Origin of the sequence: Rhodococcus sp. NPDC057135 (assembly GCF_042670865.1) — a bacterium.
GTDB lineage: Bacteria > Actinomycetota > Actinomycetes > Mycobacteriales > Mycobacteriaceae > Rhodococcus_F.
In genome coordinates this window covers 100,179-115,317 of record NZ_JBHUUU010000005.1, presented here as the reverse complement: position 1 = coordinate 115,317, position 15,139 = coordinate 100,179, and the positions used below count along the sequence as shown (strand labels likewise).

Sequence of the window (15,139 nt, the reverse complement as noted above, 5' to 3'; positions counted from 1 at the left end):
AGTGGACAAAAATGCCCGCATTTATCTCCAGACAAGCAAAAGCCCGGCCCACCAAACGGTGGGCCGGGCTCTAGGAGCTAGGTGGAGATGGACTCAGAAGTCCATGCCGCCCATGCCGCCGGTCGGATCGCCTGCAGGCGCTCCGGCCTTCTCCGGCTTGTCAGCGACAACGGCTTCGGTCGTCAGGAACAGAGCCGCGATGGACGCTGCGTTCTGCAGTGCCGAGCGGGTGACCTTGACCGGGTCGTTGATGCCTGCAGCGAGCAGGTCGCCGTACTCGTTGGTCGCAGCGTTGAGGCCGTGACCTGCGGGCAGGTTGGAGACCTTGTCCGCAACAACGCCGGGCTCGAGGCCTGCGTTGAATGCGATCTGCTTGAGCGGAGCGGACAGTGCAACGCGAACGATGTTCGCGCCGGTTGCCTCGTCACCTTCGAGCTTGAGGTCGTCCAGTGCGGGAGCTGCCTGGAGAAGTGCAACGCCACCGCCGGCGACGATGCCCTCTTCGACAGCTGCCTTTGCGTTACGCACTGCATCTTCGATGCGGTGCTTGCGCTCCTTGAGCTCGACCTCGGTAGCAGCGCCGGCCTTGATGACTGCAACGCCGCCGGCCAGCTTGGCCAGACGTTCCTGCAGCTTCTCACGGTCGTAATCCGAGTCGCTGTTCTCGATCTCGGCGCGGATCTGGCTGACACGACCGGCGATTGCGTCGGCGTCGCCGGCACCCTCGACGATGGTGGTCTCGTCCTTGGTGATGACGACCTTGCGTGCCTGGCCGAGGAGCTCGAGGCCTGCGGTCTCCAAGGAGAGTCCGACCTCTTCGCTGATGACCTCGCCACCGGTGAGGATGGCGATGTCGGCGAGCTGAGCCTTACGACGGTCACCGAAGCCGGGAGCCTTGACGGCAACAGACTTGAAGGTGCCACGGATCTTGTTGACCACGAGGGTGGAGAGAGCTTCGCCCTCGACGTCCTCGGCGATGATCAGGAGCGGCTTGCCGGACTGGATGACCTTCTCCAGCAGGGGCAGCAGGTCCTTGACCGTGGAGATCTTGGAGCTGACGAGCAGGATGTACGCGTCTTCGAGGACGGCTTCCTGACGCTCTGCATCGGTGGCGAAGTACGCCGAGATGTAGCCCTTGTCGAAGCGCATGCCCTCGGTGAGCTCGAGCTGCAGGCCGAAGGTGTTGGACTCCTCGACCGTGATGACGCCTTCCTTGCCGACCTTGTCCATAGCCTCGGCGATGAGCTCACCGATGGACGGGTCGCCGGCGGAAATACCGGCGGTAGCAGCGATCTGCTCCTTGGTGTCGATCTCCTTGGCGGTCTCGAGCAGGCGAGCTGTGACAGCCTCGACAGCCTTCTCGATGCCGCGCTTGAGGCCGAGCGGGTTCGCGCCGGCTGCGACGTTGCGCAGGCCTTCACGGACCAGAGCCTGTGCGAGAACGGTAGCGGTGGTGGTGCCGTCGCCAGCGACGTCGTCAGTCTTCTTGGCGACCTCCTTGACGAGCTCGGCGCCGATCTTCTCGTACGGGTCGTCGAGTTCGATCTCCTTGGCGATGGAAACACCATCGTTGGTGATCGTGGGGGCGCCCCACTTCTTTTCGAGAACGACGTTGCGACCCTTGGGGCCCAACGTCACCTTGACAGCGTCGGCGAGGGCGTTGAGGCCTCGCTCGAGGCCACGACGTGCCTCTTCGTCGAACGCGATGATCTTTGCCATTGCGAAGTGATCCTCCGGATAGGGGGTGACACACAAGGTGACCGCTCGTCGGGTCACCTCATCGGCACAAGGCGACCGTTTGACCAGTCACCTCATTACACGGGCGACCGATTTGCCTGGTCACCCATCTACGCCTGTGGTCTAGTCAGTGCCCGCGACGGACGACCGGGGGTGTCTATGGTTCCCGGTCTCACTGCCTCGACCTGGCACTCACGGTTCGCGAGTGCCAACTGCATTTTTAGCACTCGAGCGTGCCGAGTGCAAGGTCGAGCCTCAGCCCGCGATGCAGAACTGTCCGTTACTCAAATTGACCGCAAACGAGAGCACTCCGACGCAGTCGACGCCGTTGGCATCAGCCGTCGCACCCGCTCCGTAACCGGCGATGGCGAAGGTGACGTTTCCGTCAGCCGCCCCGGCCCGCGCGATACCGCCGCCGAGCGCAAATGCCTGCGCCTGACCGTTACCGCGAGAAGCCCCCAGCGCGGTTCCGAAGCCGTTTGCATATGAATTGGAGTAGCCGTTGTCGGCGGCGACGCTCACGGCGGTACCGCTCTCGGCAGCACCGGCCTGCGAGCGGCCGGCTCCGACGGACTGCGCGCCGCAGCTCGCGGTCTCGGAGACCTGGATGTCATTGGCCGACGGCGGCGAGACACACGTGACGGGGGCTGCCGAAGCAGCTCCCGCACCGGTCAGCGCCAGCCCGGCGGCGAGCCCCATACCTACAGTCATCACAGCCCCTGTTCTCGCCAGGCGGCCCCCCAACCGACTACTGGAAATTCCGCTGACTCGAGAGGATGAGCGACGGAACCAGACTGACGAGATCAAGGGCATAGAAAACTCCTTCGTGGAACAGGTTCATTGGATTCGGGCGCGAGAGTACCCGCTCGAGTGAAGTCCGTCACCCCCGGCTGGTCAAGCCTCGAGGACGACCCCGAGAAGGGCCGGAAGATCGGCGACCGAATCGATGACGTGGTCGGGCTTCTGAACCGAGAGGTCGAGCACTGTTTGCCGAAACTTGCCTGTGCGCACCAGAACTCCGGTCAAGCCGACTCGTTGTGAGGAAAGGACGTCCCCGATCAGATCGTCGCCGACCATCACCGTCGCCTCCGGTTCGACATGCATCAGCTCCGTGGCTGTCAGGAACCCCGTGAGAGACGGTTTACCCACTGCCGCGATATTTACACCTGCCACTTCCTCGAAGCCCGGCAAGTACGTCCCGGTGTCGATCCGAAGGCCGCCTGACGTCTCCCACATCATCCCGCGGTGCATCGCGACGACGGGCACACCGGCGAGCAGAAGTTCGAGCACTCGACTCAGCGCCTCGTGGGTGAACTCCGGGCCGGCGCCGCCGAGAATCACGACCTCCGGATCGGCGTCGTCGAATTCGATTCCCTCGAGATCGGCAGACACGTCACCGTGATTGAGGACCCACGCCCGCGCGTCCGGATACGTCGCCCGCACGTACTCCCCCGTGAGCCTGGCGGCAGTAACTATCTGGCTCGCCTCGACCTCGATACCGGCGTCGCACAACCCCTGCGCGATGAGCGTCGAACTGCGCGAGGTTGTGTTGGTCAGAAACCCACAGGCCAATCCCCGCCGCCGAACTTCGCGTACTGCTTCCCCTGCTCCCTCGATCGGCTGCCAGGACGTGAGCAGGACTCCGTCGATATCGAACAGAACACCTTCGATGTCGGCCATTGCACCAGCCTATATTCGCCATCGAGGTCCTGCCGAGGCGTCGTAACCCGAAATCCGTCGATCGCTCAGTAGGCTCCCACCCATGGACCTGCGCGACGACGACCTCTTCTCCGTTGCCGGTTCTCTGGCCGAATTACTCGGCGCTCCCGTCACGATCGAGGACGAGAACTCGACTGTCCTCGCATACTCCGGCGGCGAGCAGGCCGTGGACGAAGCTCGCATCGGCACGATACTCGGCCGGCAGGTACCCAGCCGATTCCGCCAATTACTCTCCGATGCAGGAGTATTCGATCGCCTCCACCGAGAGAGCGATCCCATCTACGTCGACCTCGAAGACCCTGCGATCACTCCGCGCCTGGTCATCGCAGTTCGCGAGAACGATCACCCCGTCGGCTCGATCTGGGTTGCACTCGCCGGAACACCGACGCCCACACAGGAATCGATACTTCGTTCCGCGGTATCCGTCGTGGCCGAGAGAATCGCCTCGGAGCGTGACCGGGTCGACAGCACACGCCGTCGCCAGTCCCAGCGCGTCCAAGCTCTGATCGGCGGTGGCGAACCGGCTTTCCGCGCCGCAGACGACTTGCGGTTGGCAGGCCCGCTCACCGTCGTCGCCGTCGGAACAATCGCGGGACCACTGCCGGCGGGGTTGGTCGCGTCCTTGAGCCTGTACCTCGACACTCTGGCCGTCGACGCCGTTGCCGCTCAACTGTCCGAGACCATCTACCTTGTCATCGCGGCCGACGAGACCAACGCTCGCCGATTGTCCGCCGACTTCCTCACCCGCGCTCGCGGTCGCGAATTCCTTGCAGTAGCCGTCGGCCGGACCGTGAAGTCTGCAAGCGAATCACATCTTTCACGTTCGGACGCCGACCATGTTCTCGGAGCGCTTCGGCATGGCCGGTCCGGCGGAACCGTCGCGGGAATGAGGGACACGTTGGCCTCCGTACTCGCCCTGCACGTCGCCGACATCATCGACGGACTCGGCGACGCCACACCACTCGGAAGCCTCGAACGTCACGACTCTCAGCACGGCAGCGATCTGGTCGCGACGGCAAAAGCCTTTCTCGAGCACGGCGGTGACGTGGCGAATTCTTCTGCCGCACTGCATGTTCACCCCAACACGCTCCGCAACCGCTTGCGTCGAGGCAAGGAGATGTGCGGCGTCGACCTGACCGACGCCGACACCCGCTTGATTCTGATGCTGCAGTTCAAACTCGCTCGCTGAGCAGGCGCGGCGGCGCGTTGTGCGAATCCACAACGAGGTAGCTCCGACGATGGCCGAACGGCCAGTCCTTTTGCCGGCCCCGCGATTCATGCTTGAGACAGACCCGGATGTGACCGGCGTCTCGGTTCGAGCAGAGTCTGTAGAAGGAGTGCGTCATGGGAACTCGTCAGAGCCCCGATCGTGTGGTCGTGGTCGGTGCGGGTGTTGTCGGATTGTCGACGGCCTGGTTCTTGCAGGAACGTGGAGTCGAGGTCACCGTCGTCGATCGCGACGGCGTCGCAGCCGACGCGAGCTGGGGCAACGCCGGTTGGCTTGCCCCCGCATTGACGCTTCCGCTGCCCGAACCCGCAGTGCTCCAATACGGCTTGCGCGCGATGCTCAGCCCGTCGTCCCCGGTGTACGTGCCACTGACCACCGATCTGAAGCTGATTCGGTTCCTGGTCGGGTTCGCGCGCCACTGCACGCCGTCGAAGTGGCAGGAAGCGATGTCGGTCTACACCGAGGTCAACCGAACAGCCTTGGGCGCGTACGACGAACTCGCCGACGGTGGCGTCCGAGAGCTGACCCGCCTGGCCGATCCTTTCCTTGCCGCGTTTGCGTCCGAGAAGGACCGACAGACTTTGGTGGACGAGTTCCATCACGTCGAAGCTGCCGGCGGCGAAGTCGACTTCGACCTCCTCGACTACGACGCGATTCATTCGCTCGAGCCTTCACTCGGCCTGGGTGTGAAAGCCGGTTTGCGTCTGCGCAATCAGCGTTTCATCGATCCCCCGTTGTTCGTGAACTCGTTGGCGGACGCAGTCCGTGAACGCGGTGGAGAAATCGTCAGCGGTTTCGACGTCACGCAGATCGACGATCGGGTCGGCGGAGTCAGTGTTCGCAGTGCACACGGTGATTCACGCGACGGTGACGCCGTGGTCATCTCGAGTGGTGCCCGCTTGAACAAGCTCGCAGCACCGTTCGGCGTACGCAAACTGGTGCAGGCCGGACGCGGCTACAGCTTCAGCGTCAAGCCCGAGCACCTCCCCAAGAATCCTGTGTATTTCCCCACCCAGCGCGTTGCATGCACGCCGTTGCACGATCGCTTCCGAGTGGCCGGGATGATGGAATTCCGCAGCCCCGACGCGCCGTTGGACCCGCGCCGCGTGCAGGCGATCATCGATGCGGCCAAGCCGATGCTCAGCGGCATCGACTGGACTGCGCGGGAAGAGGAATGGGTGGGCTCACGGCCGTGCACTACCGACGGCTTGCCGTTGATCGGAGCCACGCGCTCGCCGCGCGTGCACGTCGCCGGTGGTCACGGGATGTGGGGAATCGCCCTGGGTCCGTTGACCGGAAAGATGGTGGCCGACTCGATGACCGGCGCTCAGACGCCGACCGTCATGCGTCACTTCGATCCGCTGCGCTGACAGCCGGTTTCACCCACTTGTAGTACGCGCCCGTCAGCAGAACCAGCCATCCGGCACCGACGAGCAGCGCAACTCGGGTATCGGCGATGACGCCGAGCAACACGATGACAAAAGCCAGGAACACGATCGCGAAGATCTGACCGTACGGCCACAGCGGCACTGGAAACTTCAGTGCCGCTGTTTCGTCTGCACTCATCTGAGCGCGGGAACGGAACTGCGAGAGCAGGATCATGATCCAGACGAAAATCGTGGCGAAGGTCGCCAGCGAGGCGATGACGAGGAACACCTGGTCCGGGATCAGGTAGTTGAGCAGTACTCCCACCAACAGGGCACCGGTCATGATGACAACGGTCATCCACGGAACACCGTTGGCGGAGACTCTCTTCATCACCTGCGGGGCCTGACCGGCATGCGACATTCCGAACATCATGCGACCCGCACCGAAAACGTCGCTGTTGATGGCGGACAGGGCCGCGGTGATGACGACAATGTTGAGGATCGATGCGGCCGTTCCCAATCCGAGGTTCTCGAAGATCTGGACGAACGGGCTGTTGTCGGAGTTGATGGTCTGCCACGGAATGATTGCCATGATGACGGCGAGGGTGCAGATGTAGAAGAGAATGATGCGCACCGGGACCGTGTTGACGGCTTTCCTGATGGTCTGCGCCGGATCCTCGGCTTCGCCCGCGGTGATACCGATGATCTCGGTGCCACCGAACGCGAACATGACGATCGCGAAGCACGCGACGAATCCGCCGAAGCCCGTCGCGAAGAACCCGCCGTCCGACCAGAGGTGGCTGATTCCGGCATCGGTGTCGTGAACGCCGAATCCGAACACGATGATCGCGATGCCACCGGTGATCATCGCAATGATGGCGGTGATCTTCACGAGCGTGAACCAGAATTCCAGTTCGCCGAACACCTTGACGCTCAACAGGTTTATCGCGCCGATGAAGAAGACGACGGCCAGAACCCAGATCCATCTCGGTACGTCCGGGAACCAGAACTGCATGTACAGGCCGAAGGCCGTGACGTCGGCGAGGCACACGATCACCATCTCGAACGTGTACGTCCACCCGGTCATGAAACCGGCGAGTGGTCCGAGGTGCTTGTTCGCGTACTCGCTGAACGAACCGGAGACCGGGTTGCGGACCGCCATCTCGCCGAGCGCTCGCAACACCAGATAGACCGCGATACCGCCGATCAGGTAGGCCAGGAGCACCGACGGGCCGGCTCGTTTGATGGCCTCGGCGCTGCCGTAGAACAGTCCGGTTCCGATGGCTGATCCGAGGGCGATGAAGCGGATATGGCGCGCTGTCAGCCCTCGCTTGAGGCCATCCTGCGTCGCGGCGTCGCTGTTCACTTCTCGGTACTCCAGTCGGATGGATCGTCATACGTGCGCGAACCATTGTCCGCTACCACCGCGCGTGTTCCCGCACGACCCTGTTGGACGGCCGTACAGTGACCTGACACACATGGTCCATTGACGGATCGCTTACGATCGACAAAAGTGTTTGTAACTTTACGTAGCATCAACTCGACTGGAGAGACTGTGTCCAACACGCTCGAAGCAAGCATCGACATCGACGCATCACCGCAGGACGTGTGGGCAATCGTCGCCGACCTGCAGCGCATGGGCGAATGGAGCCCCCAGTGCAAGGTGATGAAGGTAATCGGCGGGACCGTGCGTGAGGGTGCCAAGACGATCAACGTCAACCGCAAGGGCCTGCTGGTCTGGCCGACGTCATCGAAGGTCGTTCGCTTCGAACCCAACAAGTCGGTGGCGTTCCGCATCGCGGAGAACCGCACGATCTGGTCCTACGAACTCGAGCCGACCGCCACGGTCACAAAAGTGACCGAGCGTCGCGAGGCTCCCACCGGAACGTCGAAGGTCTCGCAGTTCCTCGTCAAGACCGTCCTGGGCGGAAACGCCGACTTCGAGGTCGAACTCGTCGAAGGCATGAACGCCACCTTGAAGCGTGTGAAGAGCGAAGCCGAGGCGGCTGCACGCACCTCTGCTTGACCCTCGACCTGGTCGAGGCATCAGGATCCGTTCCATGGATCCCGTGATGACACAGATAGCGCAGGCACAAGAATTGGCGAGCTCCGGCGATCGAGCCGGGGCTCGCTCTGCGTTCGAGAAGGTATGGGAAGAGATCAGCGCCGCCCCAGACGCGCTCCACATCGTCTCCCTCGCGCACTACATGGCCGACGTGCAAGACGATCCCGCTCAGGAGCTCTGCTGGGACCTGCGCGCCCTCGACGCTGCCGATTCGTTGACCGACGCGCGAGCCCAGGAACACCACGCGTCACTGCAGGTTGCCGGTTTCTATCCGTCCCTGCACCTCAACCTGGCTGCCGACTACCGCAAACTCGGACGCGACACCGAGGCCGTCGAGCATCTGACGAAGGCCGAGGCGTCGGTCGGCATACTCGCCGACGACGGTTACGGCCGGATGATCAGGGGCGCCATCGAGCGACTGCGGGCAGAATTGATTCGTGACCACTAGTTCCGCCCTCCTGACGATCGGTGAGATGTCCCGAGCGTCGGCGCTTCCTATCAGCGCGCTGCGGTTCTACGACAAGGAAGGCGTGCTCGTCCCGCATTCCGTCGATCCGCACACCGGTTACCGCTGGTACACCGACGACCAGCTCCGCGACGCCCGCGTGATCGCCGGTATGCGACGCGTCGGTGTTCCGATCCGCGCCATGATGGCCGTCCTGACCGGACCGGAACCCCATTCGTGCCTGGACGCCCATCTGCGCAACCTCGAGGACGGCCTCGCCGACGCCCGCGCCGAACTCGAGAGAATCCACCGCCTGATCGACTCGCTACCTGCCTCCGGCGGCGTGGACATCGACTCCTGGGATCTACGACGCGCACTCGACGCCGTGCTGTTCGCCGTGAACGAGGAATCGGAGTTCCCGATACTTCGCGGCGTCCACCTCGACATTCACGACGGCGTCGCTGCGTTTGTCACCACTGATCAGTTCCGGCTCGCGGTCGCCGAGGTGAAAGTTCACTCCGCTCTGGCAGTGTCCGCCGTCGTTCCCGTGGCCTTCGCGCGATTGTTGCGCGACGTCGCCGGCGTCGTGACGTTGACTTTCTCCGCGCGCGCGGTGACTGCGTCGTATCCGGGAGGCGAGGTGTCCAGTCCCCTGATCGAGGACGGCGAGTTCCCCGATCACCGAATCCTGCGCGAGCACCACAACGCCGTCGAACTGAGCGGCGACCACCTGGCCGCCCTGCTCAACGGCACCGAGGACAGTGCCGTCGTCAGCGTCGGCGAAGACGGTGGTGCCCGGGTGGATCCGGGCGGAATGGATCCCCGTGAGAGGTTCCGAGTATTAGTCGACCGGCAGCGACTGCGCGACGCCGCCGCAGCGCAACCGGGGCGGCAACTGGTGATCCGAGTAAGCGGTGCGACGCTCCCGCTGGCGATACGCACGGGCGACTGTGTCGGGTACTACTCGTACTTGATGCCACTACAGCCTGTAGGAGAGAAGGCGTTCACGTAATCTATGGATGCTCTACCACCCCGTACTGTCAGTGCGACCAGCAGAAGACCTACCGAGTAGTTAGAGGAGCCTGTGGCACGCCGACCCACACCCCCCGGAACCCCGCAACCCACCGGGATCGGACATATCGTCGATCTGGTTCGCCATGCGATTCCGCCACTTCATCCCGCCGGCCTGCCGTTCGTGCTGGCCCCGCTGGGAGTTGCAGCACTGGGCCGCAACCGTAAGTGGGTGCGCCGAGCCGGTCTGACCACCGCCGCCGCATGCGCCACGTTCTTCCGTCACCCGCACCGGGTGCCGCCCAACCGCATCGGCGTCGTCGTCGCACCCGCCGACGGTGAGGTGGCTCTGGTCGACAACGCCGTTCCGCCCGCCGAGCTCAATCTCGGAAGCGAACCGCGCCCGCGCGTCAGCATCTTCCTGTCGGTTCTCGACGTGCATGTCCAGCGCAGCCCTGTCGGTGGAACGGTCAAAGAGGTCGTTCACCAGGCAGGCAAGTTCCTCTCCGCAGATCTCGCCGACGCCAGCGAGGTCAACGAGCGCAACAGCATGCTCATCGAAACCGCCGACGGTCACGACGTGGCAGTTGTCCAGATCGCGGGACTGCTCGCGCGCCGCATCGTCTGCTACGCCGGTGTCGGTGACGTCCTGCCGATCGGCGACACGTACGGACTGATCCGTTTCGGCTCACGCGTCGACACGTATTTCCCCGCCGGAACCACTCTCCTGGTCGAGCCGGGACAACGCACGATCGGTGCTGAAACAGTTATCGCGCAACTGCCGTGAAGACGCCGAAGATGAAGTCAGCCGTGAAGAAGCCGGGAGCAGCCCAACCCGGCGCGAAGATGCCCAAACGCACCCAGGCGGTGCGGTTGCTGCCGTCCGTCATCACCATCCTGGCGCTGTGTGCCGGGCTGTCCGCCGTCAAGTTCGCTCTCGACGGACAACCCGGTACCTCGCTCGCGATGATCGGCGCCGCAGCCGTCCTCGATTCACTCGACGGCCGCATCGCGCGACTGCTCGACGCCACCAGCAAGATCGGCGCCGAACTCGACTCACTGGCCGACTCCATCTCCTTCGGCGTGGCCCCAGCTCTGGTCCTGTACGTGACCTTGCTGGACGGCACCAGCATCGGCTGGATCATCGCGTTGATCTACGCGGTCAGCATCGTGTTGCGACTCGCACGTTTCAACACCCTGCTCGACGACGACGACGTCCCCGCGTACGCACGTGAGTACTTCGTCGGCGTTCCGGCTCCGGCCGGCGCACTCATCGCCCTCACCCCTCTGGCCGCGACGGCTCAGTGGGGTGACGGCTGGTGGTCCTCGCACATCGTCGTCATCGTGTGGACGCTCTTCTCGGCTGCACTGATCGTCAGCCGCATCCCGACGCTGGCGATGAAGTCGGTATCCGTGCCGCCGCACATGGCGGCCGGCCTGCTCGTACTGGTGACGTTGGCTGCGGCCGCACTCATCACCTACCCGTACATCCTGCTGATCGTTCTCATCGCGATCTACCTGGTGCACATCCCGTTTGCCGTGCACTCGAAGCGGTGGGTGGCAGCGCGTCCCGAAACCTGGGACATCAAGCCTTCCGAACGCCGCGCGATCCGACGCCAACCCAACGTCGGTGGCCGCCGCTCGGCCGCTCGTCTCGGATTGCGGCGACCCCGCTAGTCCACGACGTACTCTCGAGAGGTGACTTCGCCGGAACTCGCCCTCACCGTTCGACTCAACACCTCTGCCGCCGACCTACGCCGCGGGGTCGTGCGCTTGCACCCCGAAGCGTTGGCGGCGTTGGGCATCCGCGAATGGGATGCCATCGCACTCATGGGCGCCCGCGGCACCGCGACCGTCGCGGGCCGTGCGCCCACCGGAACCCCGGCAGGCACGATCCTTCTCGACGACGTCACCATGTCGAACGTCGGCCTGACCGAGAACTCTTCCGTCGTGGTCGGTCCGGTGACGGTGTACGGAGCGCGATCCGTCTCCGTCACCGGATCTTCGATGGCGACAAATTCGATCAGTTCGACGGTTCTGCGACAGGCCCTTCTGGGCAAGGTCGTCAGCGTCGGCGACACGGTCTCGCTCCTCCCCCGCGATCTCGGTCCGGGTACGAGCACTTCCGAAGCCACCCAAGCGCTTTCCCGCACCTTCGGCGTCGCGTGGACATCCGAACTGCTCACCGTCACGGCCGTCGAGCCTGCCGGTGGTCCGGTCAGCGTCCAGCCGAATTCGGCGGTCAACTGGGGTTCCGGCTCGGCGGGCACACTGACACCGAGTGCGCTTGTTTCCAGTCCGGCCGCCGTCGCGATCGAGCCTGCACCGTCGGTTCCGCTGGATCACCTCGTCGGCGCGCAGGCGCAGGCAGCCAAGCTGACCGAGTGGCTCGGCCTGGCACTCGACGAACCAGAACTGCTCCGTACTCTCGGCGCCTCACCGCACCTCGGCGTCCTCGTCACCGGCCCCGCCGGCGTGGGCAAAGCCACGCTGGCCCGCTCGGTCTTGTCCTCGCGCAAACTGGTCGAACTCGACGGCCCGGGAGTCGGTGCCACCGAGGCGAATACCCGCCTGCAGCGAATCGTCGACGCCGTTGCTGCCGTGCGCGGCGGTGGTGTACTGCTGATCAGTGACATCGACGCTCTGCTTCCTGCCACCGCGGAACCGGTGTCCGCGCTGATCCTCGAACAACTGCGCAGCGCCGTCGCCACCCCGGGCGTGGCATTCGTCGCGACCTCCGCCCATCCGGAGACCGTCGACGCGCGCCTTCGCGGCCAGGATCTCTGTGACCGAGAACTCGCACTTACCCTGCCGGACGGCGCAACCCGCAAGGCGTTGCTCGAACTCCTGCTCCGCCGCGTGCCCACCGGAACCCTCGAACTCGACGCCATCGCCTCGCGCGCACCCGGATTCGTGGTCGCCGACCTCGCGGCGCTTTGCCGCGAAGCTGCTTTGCGAGCGGCGACGCGGGCGTCCAAATCCGGTGATTCTCCGGAGATCACGCAGGAAGATCTTGTCGGTGCACTCGAAGTGATTCGGCCACTGTCCCGTTCGAGTACCGAAGAACTGTCGATCGGCAGTGTCACCCTCGACGACGTCGGCGACATGGTCGAAACCAAACAGGCGCTCACCGAAGCAGTTCTGTGGCCACTGCAGCACCCCGACTCCTTCGCGCGCCTCGGAGTCGACCCGCCCCGCGGCGTGCTCCTCTACGGCCCTCCCGGCTGCGGTAAGACGTATCTCGTTCGTGCCCTTGCCAGCTCGGGTCATCTCAGCGTCCACGCCGTCAAAGGTGCGGAGCTGATGGACAAGTGGGTCGGCGCCTCCGAAAAGGCCGTACGCGAGTTGTTCCAGCGCGCACGCGATTCGGCGCCCTCGTTGATCTTCCTCGACGAAATCGACGCCCTCGCCCCACGTCGCGGTCAAAGTTCCGACTCGGGGGTGTCGGATCGCGTCGTGGCGGCGTTGCTGACCGAACTCGACGGCGTCGAGCCGCTACGCGACGTCGTGGTGTTGGGCGCCACCAACCGACCGGATCTGATCGACCCGGCTCTTCTGCGCCCCGGCAGACTCGAACGACTCGTATTCGTACCGCCGCCGGATGCGGAGGCTCGCAAAGCAATTCTGCGCGCTTCCGGAAAGTCGGTACCGCTCGCCGAAGATGTCGATTTGGACATTCTGGCCGTCGATCTCGAGGGATACTCGGCAGCAGACTGCTCGGCTCTCCTGCGTGAGGCTGCACTCGCCGCCATGCGTCGGAGCATGGACGCGGCCGACGTGACGGCCGCGGACGTGGCAACCGCCCGTGAGAAGGTACGTCCCTCACTCGATCCCGAGCAGGTGGCACACCTACAGGCGTACGCGGACAACCGATAAGGACTGACCATGGCTGCTGATCTGGTTCTGTACGGCGACATCGTGACCATGCACGAGGACTCACCACGCGCCCGGGCACTCGCCGTGACGGGAGGCCGGATCACAGCCGTCGGAGCACGGACGGACGTCGAGAAACTGGTGGGGCCGGATACCCGCGTCGTCGACGTCGGAGGTGCCGCCGTTCTGCCGGGGTTCATCGAGCCGCACGGTCACCCTTTGGAAGAAGCGATCGTGCTCGGGCCTGACGTCGTCGACGTCCGGCCTGTCACGATCGCCGAGGCAGATGCCGTGGTTGCGGCCGTCGTCGACACCGTTCGGTCGCGGGGTGCTGCAGGCGCTTCTCTGAACGGTTGGGACCCGTTGCTGCAGAAGGGCCTACCCGACCCGACCATCGCCTGGCTGGACTCCGTCGCACCGGAGTACCCGCTCGTGATCATGCACAACTCGGGCCACGTCGCGTATTTCAACACGGCGGCAGCAGTGCAGGCCGGCATCACCCGCGATACCCCCGATCCGATCGGCGGATCGTACGGCCACGACGCGACGGGCGCACTCGACGGATCCGCGTACGAAATGCCTGCCGTGTTTGCAGTCGCGGGCCACGCAGTCACTATCGGCGACGACTTCCCCGCATTGGTGGCGGCCGAGTGCGCCCGGCTGAACGCCGCCGGAATCACCACCATCGCCGAATTGTCGTTCGACCCCAAGATGCGGCCCGCCCTGGCCGCGATAGCCGATGCCGGACTGCTCACCACCCGCTTGCGGCTCTACGAAATGTCCAACGATGCGCGCACTACCGAGGCATCGCCGGGCGACGGAAACGACCTGGTGCGCCAGATCGGTATCAAGGTCTGGTCCGACGGTTCGCCCTGGGTCGGCAACATCGCCACCAGTTTCCCGTATCTCGATACCGAAGCCACCCGCGCGCTCGGGATCGCCTGCACACACGGGCATGCCAACTACACCGGCGAACAGATCCACGACATCAGTTCCGCTTACTTCGCCAACGGGTGGCAGATGGCGTGCCACGCCCACGGTGACGACGCGATCACCATGGTTCTCGACGCGTGGGAGCAACTTCTGAAAGAGCATCCCCGGCCCGATCACCGGCTGCGTCTCGAACACGTCGGCGCGATGCGTCCGGATCAGTTCGTCCGCGCAACGGAACTGGGCGTCACGGTCAGCATCTTCATCGACCACCTGCACTACTGGGGTGACGTTCTGGTGGATGACCTGTTCGGCCCCGAATACGGATCCGTTTGGGCCGCAGCAGGATCTGCGCTCGCGGCCGGCCAACGGTTCACCTTCCACAACGACGGACCCGTCACCCCCGCCAATCCGCTACGGAACATGCAGGACGCCGTCACCAGACTTTCACCCAGCGGCCGCGTCGTCGCACCCCAGGAACGGATCCCCGTGGACGCCGCCGTGCGCGCCCATACGGTCAACGCCGCATGGCAGCTGTTCAGCGAGGATCACATCGGGTCCATCTTCCCCGGCGCCTACGCGGATTTGGTTGTGCTGTCGGCAAATCCCCTCAACGTCGAGCCGGCCGAGCTGGCCGACATCACGGTGCTCGCCACCGTCCTGGAGGGCCGGACGGTGTACGGGGACCTGAGCGCGATCGGCTGATCTCGAACTCAAAGTCGTCCGATATGTCCCTGGTTATCGAAAGTATGTTCGATTAAACT

The 15,139-nt window shown here is 64.4% G+C and carries 13 protein-coding genes; 9 read left to right on the top strand and 4 right to left on the bottom strand.

Annotated elements, in window-relative coordinates; all coding sequences use genetic code 11:
• Nucleotides 1-93 precede the first annotated feature (93 nt).
• The 3 genes from groL to ACFT1A_RS11250 all read right to left on the bottom strand — a co-directional run bounded on the left by groL (nt 94) and on the right by ACFT1A_RS11250 (nt 3,417).
• Nucleotides 94-1,719 (bottom strand): chaperonin GroEL, encoded by a 1,626-nt coding sequence (gene groL / locus ACFT1A_RS11260; RefSeq protein WP_003941476.1) that lies wholly within the window; start codon nt 1,717-1,719, stop codon nt 94-96.
• 273 nt (nt 1,720-1,992) lie between these two features.
• Nucleotides 1,993-2,550, bottom strand: a complete 558-nt coding sequence (locus tag ACFT1A_RS11255; RefSeq protein WP_019744475.1) for a DUF6764 family protein — start codon at nt 2,548-2,550, stop codon at nt 1,993-1,995.
• Nucleotides 2,551-2,631: 81 nt separating this feature from the next.
• Complete coding sequence (locus tag ACFT1A_RS11250) at nt 2,632-3,417, bottom strand: HAD-IIA family hydrolase (protein WP_064443292.1); 786 nt, start codon at nt 3,415-3,417, stop codon at nt 2,632-2,634.
• Between the two features lie 82 nt (nt 3,418-3,499).
• On the opposite strand from ACFT1A_RS11250, the gene ACFT1A_RS11245 reads away from it, so the two are divergent.
• Both ACFT1A_RS11245 and ACFT1A_RS11240 read left to right on the top strand, forming a co-directional pair.
• On the top strand, nt 3,500-4,645 hold the full coding sequence (locus ACFT1A_RS11245) for a PucR family transcriptional regulator (protein ID WP_378447056.1): 1,146 nt from the start codon (nt 3,500-3,502) through the stop codon (nt 4,643-4,645).
• Nucleotides 4,646-4,800: 155 nt separating this feature from the next.
• Nucleotides 4,801-6,054, top strand: a complete 1,254-nt coding sequence (locus tag ACFT1A_RS11240) for an NAD(P)/FAD-dependent oxidoreductase (protein WP_378447055.1) — start codon at nt 4,801-4,803, stop codon at nt 6,052-6,054.
• On the opposite strand, the gene ACFT1A_RS11235 is transcribed toward ACFT1A_RS11240, so the two are convergent.
• The gene (locus ACFT1A_RS11235) at nt 6,026-7,417 is read right to left on the bottom strand and encodes an amino acid permease (protein WP_378447054.1); all 1,392 of its coding nucleotides are present in this window, start codon (nt 7,415-7,417) and stop codon (nt 6,026-6,028) included. The two genes, ACFT1A_RS11240 and ACFT1A_RS11235, sit on opposite strands and share 29 nt — an antisense overlap.
• A 189-nt stretch (nt 7,418-7,606) precedes the next feature.
• Between ACFT1A_RS11235 and ACFT1A_RS11230 the strand changes: the two genes are divergently transcribed.
• The 7 genes from ACFT1A_RS11230 to ACFT1A_RS11200 all read left to right on the top strand — a co-directional run bounded on the left by ACFT1A_RS11230 (nt 7,607) and on the right by ACFT1A_RS11200 (nt 15,080).
• Nucleotides 7,607-8,077 carry an SRPBCC family protein gene (locus tag ACFT1A_RS11230; RefSeq protein WP_378447053.1) on the top strand — a complete coding sequence of 157 codons (471 nt, stop codon included), beginning with the start codon at nt 7,607-7,609 and terminating at the stop codon, nt 8,075-8,077.
• A gap of 34 nt (nt 8,078-8,111) precedes the next feature.
• Nucleotides 8,112-8,564 (top strand): hypothetical protein, encoded by a 453-nt coding sequence (locus tag ACFT1A_RS11225; RefSeq protein WP_378447052.1) that lies wholly within the window; start codon nt 8,112-8,114, stop codon nt 8,562-8,564.
• Nucleotides 8,554-9,573, top strand: coding sequence for a MerR family DNA-binding transcriptional regulator (locus ACFT1A_RS11220; RefSeq protein WP_378447051.1), 1,020 nt, complete (start codon nt 8,554-8,556; stop codon nt 9,571-9,573). The genes ACFT1A_RS11225 and ACFT1A_RS11220 overlap by 11 nt, the downstream gene beginning before the upstream one ends.
• 72 nt (nt 9,574-9,645) lie before the next feature.
• Nucleotides 9,646-10,359 carry a phosphatidylserine decarboxylase gene (locus ACFT1A_RS11215; RefSeq protein ID WP_003941540.1) on the top strand — a complete coding sequence of 238 codons (714 nt, stop codon included), beginning with the start codon at nt 9,646-9,648 and terminating at the stop codon, nt 10,357-10,359.
• A 59-nt stretch (nt 10,360-10,418) separates the two neighbouring features.
• A complete protein-coding gene (locus ACFT1A_RS11210) occupies nt 10,419-11,249 on the top strand; it encodes a phosphatidylcholine/phosphatidylserine synthase (RefSeq protein WP_230816953.1) in 831 nt (276 codons plus the stop codon).
• Nucleotides 11,250-11,270: 21 nt separating this feature from the next.
• Nucleotides 11,271-13,448: an AAA family ATPase gene (locus tag ACFT1A_RS11205; protein WP_378447050.1), complete on the top strand. Its 2,178-nt coding sequence runs from the start codon at nt 11,271-11,273 to the stop codon at nt 13,446-13,448.
• Between the two features lie 9 nt (nt 13,449-13,457).
• Nucleotides 13,458-15,080: an amidohydrolase gene (locus ACFT1A_RS11200; RefSeq protein WP_378447049.1), complete on the top strand. Its 1,623-nt coding sequence runs from the start codon at nt 13,458-13,460 to the stop codon at nt 15,078-15,080.
• Nucleotides 15,081-15,139 lie beyond the last annotated feature (59 nt).